Origin of the sequence: Mycobacterium timonense, assembly GCF_025821985.1 — a bacterium.
Classification (GTDB): Bacteria; Actinomycetota; Actinomycetes; order Mycobacteriales; family Mycobacteriaceae; genus Mycobacterium; species Mycobacterium avium.
In genome coordinates this window covers 20,479-42,309 of sequence record NZ_JACKSY010000046.1, presented here as the reverse complement: position 1 = coordinate 42,309, position 21,831 = coordinate 20,479, and the positions used below count along the sequence as shown (strand labels likewise).

Here is a 21,831-nt window from a genome sequence, read left to right as displayed (position 1 = left end):
GCGGGGTTCCCGCACGGCAGGTCCCAAGAGGCCGGGGGCGATCCGGGCGCGGGAGAGAGGGCAACAACCAGGTGGCGGAGAAGACGACCCAAACCATCTACATCGAAGCCGACCCGGACACCGTGATGAAGGTGATCGCCGACATCGATTCCTACCCGCAATGGATCTCGGAATACAAGGAAGCCGAAGTCGTCGAAAAGGACGCCGACGGCTACCCCAAGGTCGCGCGCATCGTCATGGACGCCACCGTCCTCAAGGACACCATGGTGATGTCCTACCAGTGGCCCAAGGATCGGCGGTCGGTCAGCTGGACGCTGGTGTCGAGCTCGCTGCTGCGGGCCCTGGAGGGCTCATACCGGTTGGCGCCCAAGGGATCCGGTACCGAAGTCACCTACGAACTCTCGGTCGACCTGGCCATGCCGATGATCGGCCTGCTCAAGCGCAAGGCCGAGCGGCGGCTGACCGACACCGCGTTGAAGGATCTCAAGAAACGAGTCGAGGCTGAGTGAGTCCGGTGCATCGTCGGCGCCCACCCCGGCCCGGATCAGTCTCTTCGTTGGCAAAGGCGGGGTAGGCAAGTCCACGCTGGCCTGCGCCACCGCGGTGGCCGCCGCCGGCGCGGGGCAGCGGGTGCTGGTGGTCTCCACCGACCAGGCGCATTCGTTGGGCGATGTGCTGGGCGTCCCCGTCCCGCCGAGTCAGGCCGAGCTGGTCCGGGTGCTCGCCGACCTGGAGACCGGACGGGCCGAGGCCGGCGGCGGGTTCCTCGACGCGCTGGCGCTGGACACCCTGGCCCTGCTCGAGGCCCGATGGCGTGACGTGGTCGCCACTCTGGACCGGAGATTTCCCGACTCCGAGCTGAGCACCATTGCGCCCGAAGAGCTTTCGGCGCTGCCGGGTGTGCAGGAGGTGCTCGGTCTGCACGCCGTCGGCGAGTTGGCCCGCTCCGGGCGATGGGACCGGGTGGTGGTCGATTGCGCCTCCACCGCGGACGCGCTGCGCATGTTGACGCTGCCCGCCACCTTCGGCCTCTACGTGGAGCGGGCGTGGCCGCGGCACCGCCGGCTGTCGCTGACCGCCGAGGACGCCCGCTCGGCCGCGGTGGTGGAGCTGCTCGAGCGCGTCAGCGCCAGCGTGGAGGCGCTCAGCGCCTTGCTCACCGACGGCGACCTGGTCGGTGCGCACCTGGTGCTGACTCCCGAGCGGGTGGTGGCCGCCGAGGCGGCCCGCACCCTGGGGTCGCTGGCCCTGATGGGGGTGCGGGTCGAGGAGCTGATCGTGAATCAGGTTCTGCTGCAAGATGACTCGTACGAGTACCGCAACCTGCCCGAGCATCCGGCCTTCTACTGGTACACCGAACGCATCGCCGAGCAGCAAAGCGTGCTCGAGGAGCTCGACGCCGCCATCGGCGAGGTGGCGCTGGTGCTGACCCCGCACCTGTCCGGCGAGCCGATCGGGCCCAAGGCGCTGGGGGCGCTGCTCGACGCCGCCCGGCGCCGGGGCGGGGCCGCGCCGCCCGGCCCGCTGCGGCCCACCGTGGACCTGGAATCCGGGACGGGACTTGGGTCGATCTACCGGATGCGGCTAGCGTTGCCGCAACTCGACCCGTCGGCGCTGACGTTGGGCCGGGTCGATGATGACCTGATCATCAGCGCCGGCGGGTTGCGGCGCAGGGTGAGGTTGGCGTCCGTGCTGCGGCGGTGCACGGTGCTGGATGCGCATCTGCGGGGCAGCGAGCTGACGGTGCGTTTTCGACCAGATCCGGAGGTGTGGCCTAAGTGAGTGGGGCTCATCCCGATATCGGTCCGGAGCTGCGCAGGCTCGCCCAGTCGATCCTGGACGGCATCGACCCCGCCGTGCGGGCGGCGGCCGCGCTGACGGCCGGCGCCGGCCCGGGAACCGGTAAGTGCCAGCAGGTCTGGTGCCCGGTGTGTGCGCTGGCCGCGCTGGCGACCGGCGACCAGCACCCGTTGCTCACCGCGATCGCCGATCACAGCATCGCGTTGCTGGAGGTGATTCGCGACATCGTCGCCGACATCGACCGGGCGTCTGGCCCGACACCCGAACCCCCACCCGACGGCCCGCCCGGTGGCGCCCCCGACACCCCCGACACCGGGCAGGCCGCGGGGACCCGGTATCAGCCCATCCCGGTGACCTTCGAGGAGTGAGCCGGCCGCGCCGCAGGTGGTCCCTTCTTATCCGGATGGGTACAGTTGGCGCAGAACATCAGCGGGTGCAGCCGAGAGGGAGGGGCCATGTGGTACTGGCTATTCAAGTACGTGCTCCTCGGCCCGCTGCTGTCTTTGCTGGGACGGCCGAAAGTCGAAGGCCTGGAACATGTTCCGAGCTCCGGGCCGGCGATACTGGCCAGTAATCACCTGGCGGTGATGGACAGCTTCTACCTTCCGCTGGTGGTGCGACGGCGGATCACCTTCCTGGCGAAGTCGGAATATTTCACCGGCACCGGCCTCAAGGGCTGGTTTCAGCGGTGGTTCTTCACCGCCGTCGGCCAGGTGCCGATCGACCGCACCGACGCCGACAGCGCCCAGGCCGCGCTGACCACCGCGCAGCAGGTGCTGGCCCAGGGCAAGCTGCTGGGCATGTACCCCGAGGGCACCCGGTCACCCGACGGCCGGCTGTACAAGGGCAAGACCGGGCTGGCCCGGCTGGCCCTGCAGACCGGGGTTCCGGTGATTCCGGTCGCGATGATCGGCACCAACGTCGTCAACCCGCCCGGCTCCAACATGTTGCGGTTCGGCCGCGTCACCGTCCGGTTCGGCAAGCCGATGGACTTCTCCCGGTTCGAGGGGCTGGCCGGCAACCGCTTCATCGAGCGGGCCGTCACCGACGAGGTGATCTACGAGCTGATGGGGCTCTCGGGGCAGGAATACGTCGACATCTACGCGGCCAGCCTCAAAAAGGGCGGCGCCGAGGCACCCGGCGGCGAGGCCGCGCGGATTCCCGAGACGGCCGCGGGTTAGCCGGCCGCGGTGACCGGCGTCAGCTGCCGCGGCGCCGCGTCCCGCGAGGCGGCGCGGGCCGTGACCGTGACGCCCGCCGCGACGATGACCGCCAGCGCCCACCACACGTAGGACATCCCGGCGAGCTGGCGCCACCACACCGCGCTGGCCTCGTGATGCTTGGGCAGCAGGTCGATGGGCGTCCACCTCATCAGGGCCGCCCCGACGACGCTCAGCACCAGCAGCGCCGCGTTGCGCCGCCGCCAGCCCAGGACGCCGGTGACCAGCACCGTCGGCAACACCCACACCCAGTGGTGCGACCACGACACCGGCGAGACCACCAACCCGAACAGCGCGACGCACACCAGCGCCAGCGTCGGCTCGTCGGCGCGCAGCACCCGCCGCATCGCCCACACCGTCACCGCCAGCACCAGCAGCGACGCCGCCACCCACAGCAGCGACCGCGGCTGCTGCGCCAGCCCCAGGCGGGCCAGCGCGCCGGCGATGTTCTGGTCGGTGTTCAGCGACGCGGAACCGATCCGGTCGGTGTGGTGCACGGTGTGCGTCCAGTACTCCCACGAGTCGGTGTAGGCCAGGACGAAACCGAGCAGCGTCGCCCCCGCGAACGAGGCCAGCGCGGTGAGCACCGCGCGGTGGTCGCGGCGCAGCAGGAAATAGAGCAGAAACACCGCGGGCGTCAGTTTCAGCGCCATGCCCAGCCCCAGCAGCAGGCCGCGCGGCCACGGCGTGCGCCGCGGCAGGCAGTCGGCGATCACCAGCGTCATCAGTACCACGTTGATCTGGCCGAAGGCGAAGTTCGAACTGATCGGCTCCAGCCAGATCGTCGCGGCCGCCGCGACCACCACGGCCAGCCACCACCGGCGCAGCCAGGCCGGGCCGGGCAGCAGCGCCGAGGTGCTCCACACGTCGAGGCGGGCCAGCACGATCACGGTCGAGACGACCAGCAACACCAACGTCAGGGCGGTGATCGCCACACTGGCCGTCGGCATGTGCATCCAGGCGAACGGGCAGAACACGATGGCGGCCAGCGGCGGATAGGTGAACGGCAGATCCACGATCGGTGTGTGGAACAGCACGTCTCCGCGGTACAGCGGGCGGCCGTCCATCCAGGCCCGGGCGCCCATCTGATACACGTCGATGTCGATGCGATAGGGGGTGTGCCCGAACAACTGCCACGCCGCGTACCCGAGGGCGGCGGCGGCCGTCAGCCACGCCAACCCCCACCACAGCGCCCACCCCGGTCGTTTGCCTGGGAAGCCGGCCCCGGGCGCTTGCCGCGTACTCATGTCGCACAACAGCGTAATGGGTGCGCAGGCCGCCACCCCTGCTGCAGCGCGGCTCCCACGCCCCGGACCCGCACTGGCGTACGTTTCAAGGGTGCTCCACTCGTTCGTGTCCGAGGTCACCCGGTGGTTCGCACATGACGTCTACGACCGGGGACACCTGCCCCTGCTGTGCTGCCTGGTCGCCTTCATCCTGACGTTCTTCGTCACCCGCTCGTTCGTGCGGTTCATCCGGCACCGCGCCGAGACCGGCCGGCCGGCCCGGTGGTGGCACCCGCGCAACGTCCACGTCGGGGGGGTGCACATCCACCACGTGACGTTCGGGGTGGTCCTGACGCTGCTGTCCGGCCTGACGCTGGTGACGCTGTCCATCAACGGGCATGAGCCCGAATTCACCGTTGCCGCAACGTTTTTCGGGATCGGTGCCGCCCTGGTGCTCGACGAGTACGCGTTGATCCTGCACCTGTCCGACGTCTACTGGTCGGAGGACGGCCGCACCTCGGTGGACGCGGTGTTCGCCGCGGTGGCGGTGGGCGGACTGTTGATCATGGGCCTGCACCCGCTGATGTTCTTCCTGCCGATGTGGCACGGCGCCGACTCGATGATGCTGCGCGCGCTGGTGGGCGGCGCCATGGTGTTGACGTTGCCGCTGGCCGTGGTGGTGGTGCTCAAGGGCAAGGTGTGGACCGGCCTGCTCGGCATGTTCCTCGTCGTGCTGCTGGTCATCGGAGCGGTCCGGCTGTCGCGCCCGCACGCGCCGTGGGCCCGCTGGCGGTATTCCACCCAGCCGGAGAAGATGCGCCGCGCGCTGCAGCGGGAAAGGACGCTGCGCCGCCCGGTGGTGCGGGCCAAGCTGTATCTGCAGTGCGCCATCGCCGGCACGCCCCGATTTCCCGACGAGCGCACTGTCGATGCCACGCTCGACCACGAGGTCCATCCGGCACCGGCGCCCACCGGTCCCATCCTGATCGGCAGGTAAGCCGGTCTGCGCCGATGGACCCCCTCCGCCTTCGTGCCGTGCCGGCACTCGTCGTCGCCGGTCTAGGCTTCCCGGGTGCGGTATTTCTACGACACCGAATTCATCGAGGACGGCCGCACCATCGAGCTGATCTCGATCGGGGTGGTCGCCGAGGACGGCCGCGAGTACTACGCGGTGTCCACCGAATTCGATCCCGAGCGCGCCGGGCCCTGGGTGCGCGCCAACGTGCTGCCCAAGCTGCCGCCCCCGGCGTCGCAATTGTGGCGCTCCCGCAGGCAGATCCGCGACGACCTGGAGGAGTTCTTCGGGGTCCGCGCCGCGCAGAGCGAGCCGATCGAACTGTGGGCCTGGGTGGCGGCCTACGACCACGTGGCCCTGTGTCAGCTGTGGGGCCCGATGCCGGATTTGCCGCGCGCCATCCCGCGGTTCACCCGGGAACTGCGCCAGCTGTGGGAGGACCGGGGCTGCCCGCGGATGCCGCCGCGCTCACCGGATGCCCACGACGCGCTGGTCGACGCCCGCGATCAGCTGCGCCGGTTCCGGATCATCACCGGGGCCGGCTGAGACGCCGACTGGGTGCCCGGCTGAGGCGCCCGCGCGTTCCCGCAGCTCAACCCTGACCAGGGGACTTCGCGACCCGGTTACCATAGACCGATGAACTGGACCGTCGACATCCCGATCGACCAGCTGCCGCCGCTGCCGCCGCTGCCGGGCGATCTGCGGGCGCGGTTGGACGCCGCGCTGGCCAAACCGGCCGCCCAGCAGCCCAGCTGGCCCACCGACCAGGCCACCGCGATGCGCACGGTGCTGGAGAGCGTGCCGCCGGTGACGGTGCCCTCGGAGATCGTCCGGCTGCAGGAGCAGCTGGCCCAGGTGGCCAGGGGTGAGGCGTTCCTGCTGCAGGGTGGGGACTGCGCGGAGACGTTCACCGAGAACACCGAACCGCACATCCGCGGCAACATCCGCACCCTGTTGCAGATGGCCGTCGTGCTCACCTACGGCGCCAGCATGCCGGTGGTCAAGGTGGCCCGCATCGCGGGGCAGTACGCCAAGCCGCGGTCGGCCGACATCGACGCGCTGGGGCTGAAGTCCTACCGCGGCGACATGATCAACGGCTTCGCGCCGAATGCCGCTGTGCGCGAACATGATCCGTCGCGACTGGTGCGCGCCTACGCCAACGCCAGCGCGGCGATGAATCTGGTTCGGGCGCTGACGTCCTCGGGACTGGCTTCGCTGCACCTGGTGCACGACTGGAACCGCGAATTCGTCCGGACTTCGCCGGCCGGCGCCCGGTACGAGGCGCTGGCCACGGAGATCGATCGCGGGCTGCGCTTCATGAGCGCCTGCGGGGTGGCCGACCGCAACCTGCAGACCGCCGAGATCTACGCCAGCCATGAGGCCCTGGTGCTCGACTACGAGCGCGCCATGCTGCGGCTGTCGGACAGCGATGCCGGCGAGCCGCAGCTCTACGACCTGTCGGCGCACACCGTGTGGATCGGCGAGCGCACCCGCCAGCTCGACGGCGCGCACATCGCGTTCGCCGAGGTGATCGCCAATCCGATCGGCGTCAAGATCGGCCCGACGATCACCCCGGAGCTGGCCGTCGAGTACGTCGAGCGGCTCGACCCGCACAACAAGCCCGGCCGGCTGACCTTGGTGAGCAGGATGGGCAACAGCAAGGTGCGCGATCTGCTGCCGCCGATCGTGGAAAAGGTGCAGGCCACCGGCCACCAGGTGATCTGGCAGTGCGACCCGATGCACGGCAACACCCACGAGTCGTCCAACGGCTACAAGACCCGGCACTTCGACCGCATCGTCGACGAGGTGCAGGGCTTCTTCGAGGTGCACCGCGCGCTGGGCACCCATCCGGGCGGCATCCACGTGGAGATCACCGGCGACAACGTCACCGAGTGTCTCGGTGGGGCGCAGGACATCTCGGACATGGATCTGGTCGGCCGCTACGAAACCGCTTGCGACCCAAGGCTGAACACCCAGCAGTCGCTGGAGTTGGCCTTCCTGGTCGCCGAGATGCTGCGCGACTAGGACCGTACCGCAATCCTGTTCCCCGGCGGGTTCGCCGGCCCGACCGGAGCCGTCTCGGAGCGGTGTCGCTTTGCGGCGAACCGGGCCCGTAGGTTGCCCCACACGATGCGCGGTAACAGAGCGGGATCCCGCAGCCGCGACGGCGGGTCGATGAAGTTGAAGACGCGAAAGCAGCGTTCGGTCAGCACGACATCCTGGGTTGACGCATTCAACGTCGCCCTGGATATCCAGCCTTGCAGCCGCTGCCGCATCCCGTGGTAGACGCCGGACGTGGTCCGGTCTCTGGCCTGATTGACGGCCCACGTCGCGCCGATGTACTGGGCCGTCGCCCGGAAAAAGCGTTGCGCCAGCAGGGCATCTCCCGCGCGCAGGCACTCGCGCAGGGTCAGCGCTTCCAGCGCGGCGATCGTCATGCCTTGGCCGTAGGTCGGGTCGAGACTGCACAGTGCGTCGCCCATCACCAGCAGACCCGACGGGAAATCGGCCAGCTGGTCGTAGCGCCGCCAGAACGCGGCGGTGTGGTGGTATGTCACGGCTTCCCCGATGGGGTAGGCGCGGCGCAGGCCCTCGACGATGGCCGGGGGCAGCGACGGCTCGGCCATCGCGAGCATCGCGGCGAAATCGGTTGGTGGCTCGCCGGTGTCGGCCGGCACGCCGATCGCCAGGATGAACGTGTCGTGTTCGTTGGCGAGCAGCAAGCCCCCCGGCCTGCCGCCCCCCGGGTTGAACATGACCAGCCGCTGGGCGATCGACCCCTCGGGCATGCTCAACTGTTGGCTCGCGTAGCCGTATCGGGCCACCGCCCGCTCCTCAGTCGGCCGTTGGTAGCCCAGGCTCTCCAGAAATGCCGGCGTGCGGGCCGAGCGCCCCATGGCGTCGACGACCAAATCGGCATCCAACGCCATGAGAAAACCGTTGTAGCGCCGGGTGATTCGCACGCCGTTGACGATGTCCGCGGTGTTGAGGAGGTCGCACACGTCGTGTCCGTCGAGGAACGTCACGTTCGGCAGGGCCTTGACGCGGCGGCGCAGGTGAAACTCCATGAACGGCCGGGTCGTCATGTGCAGCGTCAATGCGTCCGGATCGGCGAACGCGCCCGAGTTCTTCATTTCGTAGCGCCCGAAGCGCACGTAGAACCGCGACAGGTCACCGTCGTCGACGACGACCGCCCCCGCCCGGGCCAGGTCATCGAGCAGACCGGGAAACAATTCCTCCAGGACTTGTAGGCCGCGGCTGTAGAAGTTGTGCACGTGACGGCCCTGGGGGATGCCCCTGCGGTGGCACGGATAGTCGGGCAATTTGTCCCGCTCGACCACGCTGACCGAATCGTAGAACTCCGAAAGTACGCGCGCGGCAAGCAAACCCGCGATCCCGGCACCCAGTACCACCGCGTGCTCACCGAGCCGGTTCGGCGAGTCGACGCCCTGCGTTGTCGAACCCATACGAAAGCACGGTACACCAAAATTAAGAAAAATAAGAGAACTTTGTGATTACTTTAAGATCGTGTCGCCCGGGGGGCGCGATCCACCCGGCTGAGCCGCCGCGCCTTCCGATGGACGTGCGCCGCGCCGGAAAGCTAGAACAGTCCGTTCAAGTTGCGCCCGATGGTCCAGGCCGCGGTGGCGACCATCCCGGTGACCGCCAGCACCAGCGCCAACCAGACCAACACCATGCGCCGGTTGTGCTGGCGGGCCCAGACGAACTCGCTGATCGGGATGCCGGCGAATTCGCCTGTGACAGGCTGGTATTCGTAGTCGTCCTCGTCGTCATCGGGTTCGGCCCCGACGTGTGCCGGGGGTTCGGGCTGCGGCCACTCCTCAGGTCCGCGGGTCAAGTGGCGGGTGGGATGCCGCGCCGGCGGCTCGGCGGCGGGCGCCCGCCGGCCGGCCTCGCGGTGCAGCGCCGCTGACCGGTGTAATGCGGAGTTGCGCGGGGCCGGCACCCGAAAGCCGGGCAGCGCAAGCTCATCGGCGATCGCGTCCAGATCGGCGCCCATCTCGACCGCGTCGGCGTACCGGTCGGCCGGGTCGCGGGCCGTCGCGCGCTGCACGAAGTCGTCGAACTGCGCGGGCACGCCGTCGATGGCCGCGCTGGGGGGCGGGACATCGGCGTCCAGCCGCCGATAGGCGATCGCCAACGTCGAGTCGCCGGTGAAGGGGGTGCGCCCGGTCAGCAGCTCGTAGGCGAGGATGCCGGCGGCGTACACGTCGCTGCGCGGGGTGGCCGCGCCGTCGCGCACCTGTTCGGGCGACAGGTACGCCGCGGTGCCCAAAATCACGCTGGCAGAGGTGATTCCGGCGGCCGCGACGGCCCGGACCAACCCGAAGTCGGCGATCTTCACCTCGCCGTCGTCGGAGATCAGCACGTTCTCCGGCTTGACGTCGCGATGGACCAGGCCGGCCCGGTGCGCGGCGGCTAGCCCGCCCAGCACCGGACGCAGCACCGCCGCCACCGCGTAGGGCGGCATCGGTCCGCGTTCGCCCAGCAGCTCGCGCAGCGTCCCGCCCTCGATGAGCTCCATCACCAGAAACGGATGCCGCGCGTCCAGGCCCTGGTCGTAGACGGCCACCAGGCCCGGATCCTTCAGCCGGGCCACCGCGCGGGCCTCGCGCTGGAACCGGGTCAGGAATTGCTCGTCGCCGGCGTAACGCGGGTCCATCACCTTCACCGCGACGGGACGGTCGAGCCGGGTGTCCACGCCGCGGTAGACGGTCGAGGTGCCGCCGCTGGCGATCTTGGACTCGATCAGATAGCGGCCGTCCAGCAACGTGCCCGCAAAGGAGCCGGGCGATTCAGCTTGGGCCTGGCGACGATGCGGGCCGGGCCGGCCCGAGGAGGAGCCGGGCGATTCAGCTTGGGCCACGGGGCCATCGTAGGGCGAGGTGGTGATTGGGCGCCGGAACACGGGCTCAACGCGCGCATCAACGCCTACACTTGCGCGAGTGAGCAGTATTCCTGCCGGCGACGATGTGCTAGATCCCGACGAGCCGATCTACGACTTGCCGAGGGTCGCCGAATTGCTCGGAGTCCCGGTTACCAAGGTGCACCAGCAACTCCGGGAGGGACACCTGGTCGCGGTCCGACGCGGCGAGGCTTTGGTGGTGCCGCAGGTGTTCTTCACCAAGTCCGGCGAGGTGGTCAAGAGCCTGCCCGGGCTGCTGACGATCCTGCACGACGGCGGCTATCGCGACACCGAGATCGTGCGCTGGTTGTTCACCCGGGACCCATCGCTGACGGTGACCCGGGACGGCAGCCGCGACGCCATCAGCAACGCCCGCCCCGTCGATGCGCTGCACGCCCACCAGGCCCGCGAAGTCGTGCGCCGGGCCCAGGCGATGGCTTACTGAGCCGGCTGCGGAACCCGGTACAGGCTGTACCAGGCGACCAGCGCGACGGCGGTGGCCAGCGAAAAGTGCAGCCATGAGTACATGCCGTGGGAGCCATCGGGTTTGAAGATCACCATCACCCAGGTCGACAGGCCGCCGATGATCGCCACCGCGCGGCGGGACTGCGCCAGCGGGGCCAGCACGGCCAGCGGCCACGAGTAGTACCACGGCAACGCGGCGGGCACGAACAGCACCACGATCAGCATCGAGATCGCGATGCCGGTGAGCGCGTCGCGGTCGTCGCGGCGGAACCGCCACCACAGCAGCGGCAGCGAGATCGCGATGATCGCGATGCCGACCAGCCGGGTGACCCGCAATATCGGGTAGAAACTCACCGGAAAGAACCCGCTGCCGATCGCGTGGATCAGGTTGGCGGCCGCGGTCGGCACGGTCAGCCAGTTGATGATCTTCACCGATCCGGCCAGTGCGGTCAGCCAGCCCAGCCCCACCCCGGCCACCGCGGACAGGGCGGCGAACACCACCGCGAAGATCAGCAGTGAGGCCGCGGTGGCCGCGAAAAATGCTGGCACCGGCCGATATCCGCGCTGATCGCGCAGTTGGCGCGCCCACACCCACACCAGGAAGGGCAGTGCGATGCCGGCGGTGGCCTTGACCGCGATGGCGACGGTGATCAGCGTGACGCCGGCGACGGGGCGGCCGCCGAACGTCAGCGCGATGCCGGCCGCCATCAACCCGACCATCAGCATCTCGTTGTGCACCCCGCCCATCAGATGGATGAGCACCAACGGGTTGAGCACGCAAATCCACAGCGCCGTCGGCTCGTCGGCGCCCAGGTGGCGCGCCAGGCGGGGGGTCGCCCAGATCAGTAGCACCAGGCCGGGCAGCATGCACAGCCGCAGCAGCGCGGTGCCCGCCACCACGTTGTTGCCGACCAGGATGGTGATGATCTTGGCCACCAGGATGAACACCGGACCATAGGGTGCGGTGGTGATCGACCAGATCGGACTGACGTTGTCCAGCAAGCTGTTCGGGTTCGCGACCGGACCGACCGCGTAGGGATCCAGGCCGTCGCGCAGCAGCGCGCCCTGCGCCAGGTACGAGTAGGTGTCCCGGCTGAACACGGGCACCGACACCAGCAGCGGCGCCAGCCAGAAGCCGGTGGTGGCCTTCATGACGAACTCGGTTGCCTCGCCGGCCAACACGCGACGGCCCAGGCTCAGCCAGGCGATCAGCATCAGGCCGACGCCGGTCCACAGCACGATCGACGACAGCACCAGGCCGTGGCCGAAACGCAGCCAGGACATGTGAATCGACTCGAGCAGCGGGTCGTGCTGACGGGTGCTGCCCGCTCCCAGCCCGCCCAGGGTGATCAGCACCGATCCCAACATCCCCAGCTTCGCGGGGCCGGAGTCGGCGCTACCGGCGAACGCCTTCAGCCGCGAAAACCATTGTCCGCGAGAGGGTTTGGCCGCCGGTGGGTCGGCGGCCGGGGTGTCGGTTCCGGTGGCCATCGGTTCAGGCCGACCGGTTGGTGGCCAGCTTGGCCAATTCGGACAACCCCGCCTTGGCGGCGGTGTTGATGGGTGCGGCCGCCAGGGTGGCCAGGGCCCGCTGGGTCAGCGTGGCGATGCGCTGCTCGGCGGCGGCCAGCGCACCCACCGACTCGATCACGTCGCGCAGCCGATCCACTTCGGCGTCGCTCAGCTGTGCTCCGATGGAGTCTCGTAACAGCTTGGCGGCCAACGGATCCGACTTCTCCGCCAACTCCACCGCCTCGGCCAACAGCACGGTGCGCTTACCGGATCGCAGGTCGTCGCCCGACGGTTTGCCGGTCACCGCGGGGTCGCCGAACACGCCCAGCACGTCGTCGCGCAGCTGAAACGCCACCCCGAGGTCGGTCCCGAACTGGCTGAACAGGTCGTGCACGTCCGGCCGGTCGGCGGCGGCGGCCGCGCCGAGCTGCAACGGGCGCGACACGGTGTAGCAGGCGGTCTTGAAGGTGTCGACGTTCATCGCCGAGGCGATCGAGGCGGCGGCGCTGGCCTCGGCGACGATGTCGAGGTACTGCCCGCCGAGCACCTCGGTGCGGATGTTGGCCCACACCCGCCGCACCCGGCGCGCCGCCTGCGGTGTCAGGTCGACACCGAGGACGATGTCGTCGGCCCAGGCCAGGGCGAGATCGCCGAGCAGGATCGCCGCCGACATCCCGAACCGCTCCGGCGAGCCCTGCCACTGCCGGTCGCGGTGCAACGACGCGAACCGCACGTGCGTGGTGGGCCGGCCCCGGCGGGTGGCCGAGTCGTCGATCACGTCATCGTGCACCAGGGCGCACGCGTGCAGCAGCTCGAGTGCGGAAAACAGCAGCAGCGCTTGGTCATCGGGCGCCTCGGTGGCCACCGCGCGCCAGCCCCAGTAGGCGAAGGCGGGCCGCAGCCGCTTGCCGCCGTTCAGCACGAACTCTTCCAGCGCGGCGATCAGGCCGCTGTAGTCGTCACCGATGTAGGCGGTCTCGGCGCGCCGGTCATGCAGATACCGCCGCAATTGCTCGGTGATGGCGCCGGTCAACTCGACGGTTGCCGCCGCTTCTGAAGCTCGTAGGCTCAGCGCGGCGCCCCTTTCTGCTCGGCTGGCTGGGTGTTGCAGGCCCGACCAGTGTATTCGCCGCGTCGCCCGAGCCGGTCTCCGCGGCCGACGGGGTGCCCGCCGCGCCCAGTTGCTTCGACTGCCTCACTAACCCGCCCCTATGCTGGCGGGTGCGCTGGGGCTGGCGCGGACAGTGCGCGCACAGCAGACGCCCCGGGCCAATACCCGTCGGATGGAGAGAAGCCGCGTGACCCTCAACACCATTGCGCTCGAGCTGGTGCCACCCAACGCCGACGAAGGTCGGGAGCGGGCACTCGAAGAGGCGCACAAAGTGGTGCGGCATTCCGCGGAGTCGGGTCTGGACGGCCGGATCCGGCACGTGATGATTCCCGGCATCATCGCCGAGGACGACGATCGCCCGGTTCCGATGAAGCCCAAGCTGGACGTGCTGGACTTCTGGTCGGTCGTCAAACCGGAACTGCCGGGGATCAAGGGCTTGTGCACCCAGGTCACCGCGTTCATGGACGAACAGTCGCTGCACGGACGCCTGACCGAGCTGTGCTCGGCCGGCATGGAAGGCGTGGTGTTCGTCGGCGTGCCGCGCACCATGAACGACGGCGAGGGCTCCGGGGTCGCCCCCACCGACGCCCTGTCGATCTACCGCGACCTGGTGACCAACCGCGGCGTCATCCTGATCCCCACCCGCGACGGCGAACAGGGCCGCTTCAGCTTCAAGTGCGACCGCGGCGCCACCTACGGCATGACGCAGCTGCTGTACTCCGACGCGATCGTGGGGTTTCTGCGCGAGTTCGCCAGGCAGACCGACCACCGGCCGGAGATCCTGCTGTCCTTCGGCTTCGTGCCGAAGATGGAGAGCCGGGTCGGGCTGATCAACTGGCTGATCCAGGACCCGGGCAACGCCGCGGTGGCCCGCGAGCAGGAGTTCGTCAAGACGCTGGCCGCCAGCGAACCGGCGCAGAAGCGCCGGCAGATGGTCGACCTGTACAAGCGCGTCATCGACGGCGTCGGCGACCTCGGCTTCCCGCTGAGCATCCACCTGGAGGCGACCTACGGGATTTCCGGCCCGGCGTTTCAGACCTTCGCCGAGATGCTGGCCTACTGGTCGCCCCGGCCGAGCTAGGGGCTATTCGGGTGGGGGTTGGTCGCGCGGGGCGGTCAACCGCGGTGACCGGTCCCGGCTGACCCAGGCCAGCAGCCCCACCACCCCGGCCGCAGCGAAGGACGCGATGCCCAGCCACACCACCGCGCCGGTGAATGACCGGGTGTTGGGGTCGGTGTAGCGGGCCTGGGCGGTCATGGTGCTCACCACGCCCGGCTTGAGCTTCCAGGACACCACGTCGGGCTCCACCCGGTCGCCGTTGGTCGAGGTCACCACGCCGGGAAAGGCCACCGTCAGCTCGACGTCGGCCTCCGGGTCGGTCAGCGAGGTCAGGTCCGCCCGGCCCTCCAGGAGCACCAGGTTGCCGTTGCGGCGCAGCGACAGGTTGACCCCGGCGGCGTCGGAGTTCATGTTGGCCAGCTGCGGCAGCTCGGCGAACGTCAGGTCCGAGAACACCGCCTGGGAGCCGACGTAACCGTCGCTGTCGTAGTTCGACACCGCCACCTTCTGGCTGAACGGCAAGTTGTTGCTGTCCAGCTGCGGGCCGGTGTCCTTGGGAGTCTTGGGTTTCGCGGCGGCGACGATCTCGCCGGACACCAGGTCGTCGGGGGAGATGGTGAGCGAGGCGCGCACGCGCAGGCATCCGGTGGCCAGCGGCACCACCAGCAGCAGCATCGCGAAGGCCAGCAGGCGCCGCCGTCGCATCCGGGCGGCCTGGGATCCGCGGCGGCGGGGCGGGGCAGGGCGGGCGCGCACCAGGTCATCGTGCCAGATCCGCCGTGCCGCTCAGTGCAGCCTTGGGTCGCGTGCCGAATGTTGCGGTGTCACAGCGGGAGTTCGCGGCCCAGGATCGCGAACGGCCGGGGGTCGCCGGCGAAGTGGTAGCGGCGGATGATGTCGGTGAAACCCAGCCGCCGGTACAGCCGCCAGGCGCGGTTGGGCTCGCCGTTGGTTTCCGGTGTGGACAGCAGCACGTTCTTTTCCGCGCGACCGGCGAGCAGCCGTCGCGCCAGCGCCTCGCCGAGCCCGCGGCCTTGGGCGCGGGGGTGGATGTGCAGCTCGGTCAGCTCGAAATAATCGTTCATCAGCCGGGCGATCTCCTGCGGCGGAGAGCCGCCGCGCTGCAGACCCAGCACCACCTGCTGCTGCCACCATTGCCCCGGCGCCCCGGGGTAGCCGTAGGCCACGCCGAGCAGCGGGGCGCTGGCCAACTCTTCGGCCGACGGCATCTGATCGTCGTAGTCCACCTCGGCCTCGACGACGGCCGCCCCTTGCCAGCCGCGGCGCCGGATGTGTTCCAGCCACATGGCGGCGCGCTGGTTCTCGGTGCCGCGCGGGTATCGCATCGCGTCCACGTACACCGCCAGGGCGTCGCCGAGTCGGCGCTCCATGTCGTGGGGGAGCAGATCGATGAGGAATATCGCCAACCCGCGGTGCCCTCCTCATCCAGCGATCTCGTCCAGCGATCTCGTCCAGGGATCCGTTGCTTCGCGGTGTCGGGGTCGCCCCGGAAATGGTCTCCGTGGGACCGGGCCGCTAGCGATCATTATCGGACGCGGGCGCGGCGGTCGGTAAGCGGTCGGCGCACCCGGTTTCGGAAGCCGGTTTCGGAAGCCGGTTCGGGAGCCGGTTCGGGAAGCCGGTTGTAGCGCACGGGCGTTGCGGTCCGGCGGGGTGCCCGGATGCGGGCGGGATAGAATCGGCGCGGAACCAGTGGTATGGGGCAGATCGACCTCGTATCATTCAATTAGTTGCCCGCGCAACGGGCATCCGCGTGCTACCGATAGTCACGTGTCAACTTGTCGGCAAGGAGGGACGAATGCCACTCTCCGATCATGAGCAGCGGATGCTCGATCAGATCGAGAGCGCTCTCTACGCCGAAGACCCCAAGTTCGCTTCGAGCGTCCGGGGCGGAGGGTTCCGCGCGCCCACCGCGCGTCGGCGTCTGCAGGGCGTGGCGTTGTTCGTCATCGGTCTGGCAATGCTGGTTTCCGGGGTGGCCTTCAAGGCCACGATGATCGGAAACTTCCCGATCCTCAGCGTCTTCGGGTTCATCGTGATGTTCGGCGGTGTGGTGTTCGCCATCACCGGTCCACGGTTGCCCGGCCGGCCCGACCTGTCCGGCTCGGCCCCCACCTCGCTGCGGCAGCGCCGCAACAGGAGTGGAGGCTCGTTCACCAGCCGGATGGAGGATCGCTTCCGCCGCCGCTTCGACGACTGACGTCCACCCACACACCCGCGGGGCAGCCGAGTCGGCTGCCCCGCGTTGTTTTCCCGGCCCCGGTGGCCGCCGAGGGCCGACTCCGGTGGCCGCCGAGGGCTGACGGCGAGGCTGGGCGGCGCGCAACCGTCGATGCCGTTTTGCGTCCCAATCGATCCCCAACCGAGGCGCGGGCCGCCCATTACCCCCACTGCGCCCCACCGGAAATCCCCACGTTTCCCCACCCGCGGCATTTCGCCTGGTCAACAAGGTGATAGCGGCGTCCCGAAAGACGCCGCAGCAGGGCGGCGACACACCCCGGCGGCCACAATGTTCTCCTTTTGACGTCGGACAACCCGAAAAACGCCACCCCGACACCCACGGAATGGGGCGAAGTGGGGGATTGTGGGGTATGGTGGCTGCAGTGTTTGGGTGACCTCGAACGGGAGGTGAGCTGGTGTTTCTCGGCACCTACACGCCCAAACTCGACGACAAGGGGCGGCTGACGTTGCCCGCCAAGTTCCGCGACGCACTGGCAGGGGGGTTGATGGTCACCAAGAGCCAGGACCACAGCCTCGCCGTCTACCCGCGGGCGGAATTCGAGCAACTGGCCCGCCGGGCGAGCAAGGCCTCCAAGAGCAACCCGGACGCCCGGGCGTTCCTGCGCAACCTCGCCGCCGGCACCGACGAACAGCATCCCGACGCCCAGGGCCGCATCACCTTGTCGGCCGACCACCGTCGTTACGCGAGCCTGTCCAAGGACTGCGTGGTGATCGGGGCGGTCGACTACCTGGAAATCTGGGATGCCCAGGCCTGGCAGGACTACCAGCAGACCCACGAAGAGAACTTCTCCGCGGCAAGCGATGAAGCACTCGGCGACATCATCTGAGGCGCATGCCCGTGCAACGTGGCCTCTGCCCGAACCGACCCTGGCGTACTTCCCCAACGCCAGGTTCGTGCCTTCGGACAGGGACCTCGATGCAGGGGCAGCTCGCCCGATCCGGGGAGGCGTTGCGGTGGTTGACGATTCACCGGACTTCGGGCACGTGCCCGTCCTGCTCGAGCGCTGCGTCGAGCTGCTCACCCCCGCACTGACCCGTCGTCACCCCGACGGCTCGGGCGCGGTCCTGCTGGACGCCACCCTGGGCGCGGGCGGGCACGCCGAACGGTTCCTGACCGACCTGCCCGGGCTGCGGCTGATCGCACTCGACCGCGATCCCAGCGCGCTCGAGATCGCCCGGGAACGCCTGGCGCGGTTCGCCGACCGGATCACCCTGGTGCACACGCGTTACGACGGCATCGCCGCGGCACTGACCGAATCCGGTTACGCCGCAACCGAATCGGTCGACGGGATACTGTTCGACCTCGGGGTGTCGTCGATGCAGCTGGATCGCCCCGAGCGGGGCTTCGCCTACGCCCAGGACGCCCCGCTGGACATGCGGATGGACCCGGGATCGCCGCTGACCGCGGCCGACATCCTCAACACCTACGACGAGGCCGAGCTGGCGGACATCTTGCACCGCTACGGCGAGGAGCGGTTCGCGCGCCGGATCGCCGCGCAGATCGTGCGCCGCCGCGCCAAAGAGCCGTTCACCTCCACTGCGGACCTGGTTTCCCTTCTCTACCAAGCCATTCCGGCACCGGCCCGGCGCACCGGCGGGCACCCGGCCAAACGCACGTTCCAGGCCCTGCGGATCGCCGTCAACGACGAACTGGACACGCTGCGCTGCGCGCTTCCGGCCGCGCTGGACGCGCTCGCCGTCGACGGGCGGATCGTGGTGCTGGCCTACCAGTCCCTGGAGGACCGGATCGTCAAGCGGTTGTTCGCCCAGGCGGTCGCCTCCCGCACCCCGGTGGACCTGCCGGTCGAACTTCCCGGCCACGAGCCACGGTTCCGCGCCCTGACCCACGGCGCCGGACGCGCCGACGCCGCCGAGATCGAACGCAACCCGCGCAGTGCCGCAGTGCGATTGCGGGCCCTGCAACGAACGCAAGCACCGCAGGCGACCGGGAAAGGCGATTGATGAAAGCAGAGCGCGAGACGGCGAAACGGCGCGGCGGCAGCGATCGTCGGGGCGCCCGCGACGGTTCCGCCCGCCGCGGCAGGCGTCCGGCGGCCGACGCCGGCGCGGCGCGGCGCGCCCGCGGCGGCCCGGCCTCCGCGCCCACCCGGGAATCCCGCGCGCCCAAGCCGGGTCCGCAGACCAGCCCCGTCGCGCGGCCGGCCGAGCGATCGGCCCGGCCCAAGAACACCAGCCAGGCCAAGGCGCGGGCGAAGGCTCGTAAAGCCAAGGCGCCCAAGGTCGTTCGGCCCCGGCTGACCGAGCGGCTGGCCGCCCGGCTGGCAGCGATCGACCTGCGGCCGCGCACCCTGGCCAGCAAGGTCCCGTTCGTCGTCCTGGTCATCGGTGCGCTGGGCGTCGGGCTCGGGCTCACCCTGTGGCTGTCCACCGACTCCGCCGAGCGCTCCTACAAGCTCAGCCACGCCCGGGAGCGGACCCGGTTGCTGCAGCAGCAGAAGGAGGCGCTGGAGCGCGACGTGCGCGAGGCGGAGGCCGCACCCGCGCTGGCCGAGGCGGCCCGCAAGCAGGGCATGATCCCGACCCGGGACACCGCGCACCTGGTCCAGGATCCGTCCGGCAACTGGGTGGTGGTCGGCACACCCAAGCCGGCCGACGGGGTGCCGCCGCCGCCGCTGAACAGCAAGCTGCCCGACGAGGCGCCGCAGCCGCCGAAGCCGGCGCCGCCGGCCGCCGAGGTCCCGATCCGGGTGGAGCTCGCCCCCGGCGGACCCGTCCCGGCCAGGTCCGGGCCCGAGGCGCTGCTGCGCGCGCCGGACGGCGCCTCCACGCTGGGCGGTCAACACCTGGCGCCGGCGGTTCCCCCGGTCCCGGGCACGCCGCCCGGTGTGCCCGGCGGTCCCGTCGCCGCGCCGCCCGCGCTGCCCGGCGGTCCGGTCGCCGCTGTGCCACCCGCATCGCCCGCCATGCCCACCGGCCCGGCCACCGGTCGCCCGCCGGGCCTGACGCCCGGGCTGCCGATGCCGGGGCTGCCGATGCCGGCCGGGCCGGCGGTGGCTCCGGCCCCCGCGGAGGTCTCGATTCCATTGGGGGGCTTGCCCGTTCCGGCTCCCGGCCAGCTGCCCGCCCCGCTGCCGCCGGAGGTGCCGGTGCCGGTGCAATTGGGCCGCCCGGGCGCGGCCCCCCAGCCGGTGGTCCCGGCCGCCCCGCTGCCGCAACCGGTCAACGGCGCCCAGCCCGGGGCCGCCCCCGTCGCGTCGCCGGGTGCCCCGAGGTGAGCCGCGGCGACTCGGCACGGGCCCGTCGGTCCCAGTCGGTGCGGCCGACGCGTGGGCCGCGTAAGGACGTGCAGGGCAAGGCGATTCGCCAGCCCAAACGCCGCGGCAAGGCCAACCCGGCCGAGGCCGCACCCGGGCACTCGGCGCGGCAGCGGCGCACCCGTCAGATCGCGCAATTGACCTCTCGGGGCGGATCGTTCGTGTTCCGTCACCGCGCCGGCAACGTGGTGATGCTGGTGGCGATGGTGGTGGCCGCCGCCCAGTTGTTCGTCCTGCAGGTGACCAACGCGTCGGCGCTGCGCGCCCAGGCGGCCGGACAGCTCAAGGTCACCGATGTGGAAAAGGCGGTGCGCGGCAGCATCATCGACCGGCACAAGGATCAGCTCGCCTTCACCATCGAGTCGCGGGCGCTGACCTTCCAGCCGAAGCGGATTCACAAGCAACTGGAGGAGGCCAAGTCCAAGAACCCGTCGGCTCCCGACCCCCAGCAGCGGCTGCGCGACATCGCCAAGGAGGTGTCCGGCCGGCTGGGCAACAAGCCCGACTCCGCGACCGTGCTGAAGAAGCTGCAAAGCGACGAGAACTTCGTGTACCTGGCGCGCGCCGTGGATCCCGCTGTGGCCAGCGCGATCTCGGACAAGTTCCCGGAGGTCGGCTCCGAGCGTCAAGATCTGCGGCAATACCCGGGCGGATCGTTGGCGGCCAACATCGTCGGCGGCATCGACTGGGACGGCCACGGGCTGCTGGGTCTGGAAGAGTCGATGGACTCGGTGCTGTCCGGAACCGACGGCTCGGTCACCTATGACCGCGGCTCCGACGGCGTGGTGATCCCGGGCAGTTACCGCAACCGGCATCGGGCGGTCAACGGCTCGATGGTGCAGCTGACGCTGGACGACGACATCCAGTTCTATGTGCAGCAGCAGGTGCAACAGGCCAAGAATGTGTCTGGCGCGCACAATGTTTCGGCCGTGGTGCTGGACGCCAAGACCGGCGAAGTGCTGGCCATGGCCAACGACAACACCTTCGACCCGTCCCAGGACATCGGCCGTCAGGGCGACAAACAGCTGGGCAACCCGGCGGTGTCCTCGCCGTTCGAGCCCGGTTCGGTGAACAAGGTGATCACCGCGTCCTCGGTCATCGAGTACGGCCTGTCGAATCCCGACGAGGTGTTGCAGGTGCCCGGCTCGATCCAGATGGGCGGGGTGTCCATCCACGACGCGTGGGACCACGGCGTGATGCCCTACACCACCACGGGTGTGTTCGGAAAGTCCTCCAACGTGGGCACTTTGATGTTGGCGCAGCGGGTCGGGCCGGAGCGCTTCTACGACATGGTCCGCAAGTTCGGGTTGGGCCAGCGCACCAACGTGGGCCTGCCCGGTGAGAGCGCGGGGCTGGTGCCGCCGATCGACCAGTGGTCGGGCAGCACCTTCTCGAACCTGCCCATCGGGCAAGGTCTTTCGATGACGCTGCTGCAGATGACCGGCATGTACCAGACGATCGCCAACGACGGGGTGCGGATCCCGCCGCGGATCATCAAGGCCACCATCGCGCCCGATGGCACCCGCACCGAGGAGCCGCGCCCGGAGGGCGTGCGGGTGGTATCGCCGCAGACCGCGCAGACCGTGCGCAACATGCTGCGCGCCGTCGTGCAGCACGACCCGATGGGTTACCAGCAGGGCACCGGTCCGGCCGCCGCGGTGACCGGCTACCAGATGGCCGGCAAGACCGGCACCGCCCAGCAGATCAACCCCGCCTGCGGCTGCTACTTCGACAACGTCTACTGGATCACCTTCGCCGGGATGGCCACCGTCGACAACCCCCGGTATGTCATCGGCATCATGATGGACAACCCGGAGCGCAACGCCGACGGGACGCCGGGCCACTCCGCGGCCCCGCTGTTCCACAACATCGCCGGCTGGCTGATGCAGCGGGAGAACGTGCCACTGTCGCCGGACCCCGGCCCGCCGCTGACCCTGCAAGCCACCTGACCGAGCGCC

The 21,831-nt window shown here is 69.9% G+C and carries 21 protein-coding genes; 14 read left to right on the top strand and 7 right to left on the bottom strand.

Going from position 1 to position 21,831, the window contains the following annotated elements; genetic code table 11:
- The first annotated feature begins 71 nt into the window (after window positions 1-71).
- The 4 genes from H7I87_RS12840 to H7I87_RS12825 all read left to right on the top strand — a co-directional run bounded on the left by H7I87_RS12840 (window position 72) and on the right by H7I87_RS12825 (window position 2,981).
- Window positions 72-509 (top strand): SRPBCC family protein, encoded by a 438-nt coding sequence (locus H7I87_RS12840; protein ID WP_003878134.1) that lies wholly within the window; start codon window positions 72-74, stop codon window positions 507-509.
- On the top strand, window positions 502-1,782 hold the full coding sequence (locus tag H7I87_RS12835; RefSeq protein WP_085978848.1) for an ArsA family ATPase: 1,281 nt from the start codon (window positions 502-504) through the stop codon (window positions 1,780-1,782). Before H7I87_RS12840 ends, H7I87_RS12835 begins: the two co-directional genes overlap by 8 nt.
- Window positions 1,779-2,168 (top strand): hypothetical protein, encoded by a 390-nt coding sequence (locus H7I87_RS12830; protein ID WP_033719745.1) that lies wholly within the window; start codon window positions 1,779-1,781, stop codon window positions 2,166-2,168. The genes H7I87_RS12835 and H7I87_RS12830 overlap by 4 nt, the downstream gene beginning before the upstream one ends.
- Before the next feature lie 87 nt (window positions 2,169-2,255).
- Window positions 2,256-2,981 (top strand): lysophospholipid acyltransferase family protein, encoded by a 726-nt coding sequence (locus H7I87_RS12825; protein WP_003878132.1) that lies wholly within the window; start codon window positions 2,256-2,258, stop codon window positions 2,979-2,981.
- Here H7I87_RS12825 and H7I87_RS12820 read toward each other — a convergent pair.
- Window positions 2,978-4,267, bottom strand: a complete 1,290-nt coding sequence (locus tag H7I87_RS12820; protein ID WP_033719746.1) for a glycosyltransferase 87 family protein — start codon at window positions 4,265-4,267, stop codon at window positions 2,978-2,980. The two genes, H7I87_RS12825 and H7I87_RS12820, sit on opposite strands and share 4 nt — an antisense overlap.
- A 106-nt stretch (window positions 4,268-4,373) precedes the next feature.
- Between H7I87_RS12820 and H7I87_RS12815 the strand changes: the two genes are divergently transcribed.
- The 3 genes from H7I87_RS12815 to H7I87_RS12805 all read left to right on the top strand — a co-directional run bounded on the left by H7I87_RS12815 (window position 4,374) and on the right by H7I87_RS12805 (window position 7,286).
- On the top strand, window positions 4,374-5,243 hold the full coding sequence (locus H7I87_RS12815) for a hypothetical protein (RefSeq protein WP_011724720.1): 870 nt from the start codon (window positions 4,374-4,376) through the stop codon (window positions 5,241-5,243).
- Window positions 5,244-5,318: 75 nt separating this feature from the next.
- Window positions 5,319-5,807, top strand: a complete 489-nt coding sequence (locus H7I87_RS12810; protein WP_009976539.1) for a polyadenylate-specific 3'-exoribonuclease AS — start codon at window positions 5,319-5,321, stop codon at window positions 5,805-5,807.
- A gap of 90 nt (window positions 5,808-5,897) precedes the next feature.
- Window positions 5,898-7,286, top strand: coding sequence for a class II 3-deoxy-7-phosphoheptulonate synthase (locus H7I87_RS12805; protein ID WP_003872245.1), 1,389 nt, complete (start codon window positions 5,898-5,900; stop codon window positions 7,284-7,286).
- Here the strand turns inward: H7I87_RS12805 and H7I87_RS12800 are convergent.
- On the bottom strand, window positions 7,283-8,728 hold the full coding sequence (locus tag H7I87_RS12800; RefSeq protein ID WP_033726851.1) for an FAD-dependent oxidoreductase: 1,446 nt from the start codon (window positions 8,726-8,728) through the stop codon (window positions 7,283-7,285). The two genes, H7I87_RS12805 and H7I87_RS12800, sit on opposite strands and share 4 nt — an antisense overlap.
- Before the next feature lie 134 nt (window positions 8,729-8,862).
- Window positions 8,863-10,053 (bottom strand): protein kinase domain-containing protein, encoded by a 1,191-nt coding sequence (locus H7I87_RS12795; RefSeq protein WP_081256539.1) that lies wholly within the window; start codon window positions 10,051-10,053, stop codon window positions 8,863-8,865.
- 175 nt (window positions 10,054-10,228) lie between these two features.
- On the opposite strand from H7I87_RS12795, the gene H7I87_RS12790 reads away from it, so the two are divergent.
- The gene (locus H7I87_RS12790; protein ID WP_003878126.1) at window positions 10,229-10,633 is read left to right on the top strand and encodes an Rv2175c family DNA-binding protein; all 405 of its coding nucleotides are present in this window, start codon (window positions 10,229-10,231) and stop codon (window positions 10,631-10,633) included.
- Here the strand turns inward: H7I87_RS12790 and H7I87_RS12785 are convergent.
- Entirely contained in the window at window positions 10,627-12,144 is a 1,518-nt protein-coding gene (locus H7I87_RS12785) for an alpha-(1->6)-mannopyranosyltransferase A (protein ID WP_011724723.1), read from the bottom strand. The two genes, H7I87_RS12790 and H7I87_RS12785, sit on opposite strands and share 7 nt — an antisense overlap.
- A 4-nt stretch (window positions 12,145-12,148) precedes the next feature.
- Entirely contained in the window at window positions 12,149-13,198 is a 1,050-nt protein-coding gene (gene idsA2, locus H7I87_RS12780; RefSeq protein ID WP_003872240.1) for a bifunctional (2E,6E)-farnesyl/geranyl diphosphate synthase, read from the bottom strand.
- Between the two features lie 265 nt (window positions 13,199-13,463).
- On the opposite strand from idsA2, the gene H7I87_RS12775 reads away from it, so the two are divergent.
- Window positions 13,464-14,357, top strand: coding sequence for a mycobacterial-type methylenetetrahydrofolate reductase (locus H7I87_RS12775; protein ID WP_003872239.1), 894 nt, complete (start codon window positions 13,464-13,466; stop codon window positions 14,355-14,357).
- Between the two features lie 3 nt (window positions 14,358-14,360).
- Here H7I87_RS12775 and lppM read toward each other — a convergent pair whose 3' ends face one another.
- Entirely contained in the window at window positions 14,361-15,041 is a 681-nt protein-coding gene (gene lppM, locus H7I87_RS12770; protein WP_003872238.1) for a lipoprotein LppM, read from the bottom strand.
- 119 nt (window positions 15,042-15,160) lie between these two features.
- Entirely contained in the window at window positions 15,161-15,763 is a 603-nt protein-coding gene (locus H7I87_RS12765) for a GNAT family N-acetyltransferase (RefSeq protein ID WP_011724724.1), read from the bottom strand.
- A 392-nt stretch (window positions 15,764-16,155) separates the two neighbouring features.
- On the opposite strand from H7I87_RS12765, the gene H7I87_RS12760 reads away from it, so the two are divergent.
- The 5 genes from H7I87_RS12760 (at window position 16,156) to H7I87_RS12740 (ending at window position 21,822) form a co-directional block, all read left to right on the top strand.
- Window positions 16,156-16,557: an SCO2097 family morphological protein gene (locus tag H7I87_RS12760; protein WP_011724725.1), complete on the top strand. Its 402-nt coding sequence runs from the start codon at window positions 16,156-16,158 to the stop codon at window positions 16,555-16,557.
- Window positions 16,558-16,993: 436 nt separating this feature from the next.
- Window positions 16,994-17,425, top strand: coding sequence for a division/cell wall cluster transcriptional repressor MraZ (gene mraZ / locus H7I87_RS12755; protein ID WP_003872235.1), 432 nt, complete (start codon window positions 16,994-16,996; stop codon window positions 17,423-17,425).
- A complete protein-coding gene (rsmH, locus tag H7I87_RS12750; RefSeq protein WP_095785446.1) occupies window positions 17,400-18,560 on the top strand; it encodes a 16S rRNA (cytosine(1402)-N(4))-methyltransferase RsmH in 1,161 nt (386 codons plus the stop codon). Before mraZ ends, rsmH begins: the two co-directional genes overlap by 26 nt.
- Complete coding sequence (gene ftsL, locus H7I87_RS12745; protein ID WP_011724728.1) at window positions 18,560-19,834, top strand: cell division protein FtsL; 1,275 nt, start codon at window positions 18,560-18,562, stop codon at window positions 19,832-19,834. The genes rsmH and ftsL overlap by 1 nt, the downstream gene beginning before the upstream one ends.
- Window positions 19,831-21,822, top strand: a complete 1,992-nt coding sequence (locus tag H7I87_RS12740; RefSeq protein ID WP_033725145.1) for a peptidoglycan D,D-transpeptidase FtsI family protein — start codon at window positions 19,831-19,833, stop codon at window positions 21,820-21,822. The genes ftsL and H7I87_RS12740 overlap by 4 nt, the downstream gene beginning before the upstream one ends.
- The last annotated feature ends 9 nt before the right edge of the window (window positions 21,823-21,831 follow it).

What these genes read in the sequence shown, in the direction of transcription:
- H7I87_RS12825 (WP_003878132.1), top strand. Translation starts at nt 2,256, where the DNA reads ATGTGGTACTGGCTATTCAAGTACGTGCTCCTCGGCCCGCTGCTGTCT.
- H7I87_RS12820 (WP_033719746.1), bottom strand. Translation starts at nt 4,267, where the DNA reads ATGAGTACGCGGCAAGCGCCCGGGGCCGGCTTCCCAGGCAAACGACCG.
- H7I87_RS12805 (WP_003872245.1), top strand. Translation starts at nt 5,898, where the DNA reads ATGAACTGGACCGTCGACATCCCGATCGACCAGCTGCCGCCGCTGCCG.
- H7I87_RS12800 (WP_033726851.1), bottom strand. Translation starts at nt 8,728, where the DNA reads ATGGGTTCGACAACGCAGGGCGTCGACTCGCCGAACCGGCTCGGTGAG.
- H7I87_RS12785 (WP_011724723.1), bottom strand. Translation starts at nt 12,144, where the DNA reads ATGGCCACCGGAACCGACACCCCGGCCGCCGACCCACCGGCGGCCAAA.
- lppM (WP_003872238.1), bottom strand. Translation starts at nt 15,041, where the DNA reads ATGCGACGGCGGCGCCTGCTGGCCTTCGCGATGCTGCTGCTGGTGGTG.
- H7I87_RS12760 (WP_011724725.1), top strand. Translation starts at nt 16,156, where the DNA reads ATGCCACTCTCCGATCATGAGCAGCGGATGCTCGATCAGATCGAGAGC.
- rsmH (WP_095785446.1), top strand. Translation starts at nt 17,400, where the DNA reads ATGAAGCACTCGGCGACATCATCTGAGGCGCATGCCCGTGCAACGTGG.
- ftsL (WP_011724728.1), top strand. Translation starts at nt 18,560, where the DNA reads ATGAAAGCAGAGCGCGAGACGGCGAAACGGCGCGGCGGCAGCGATCGT.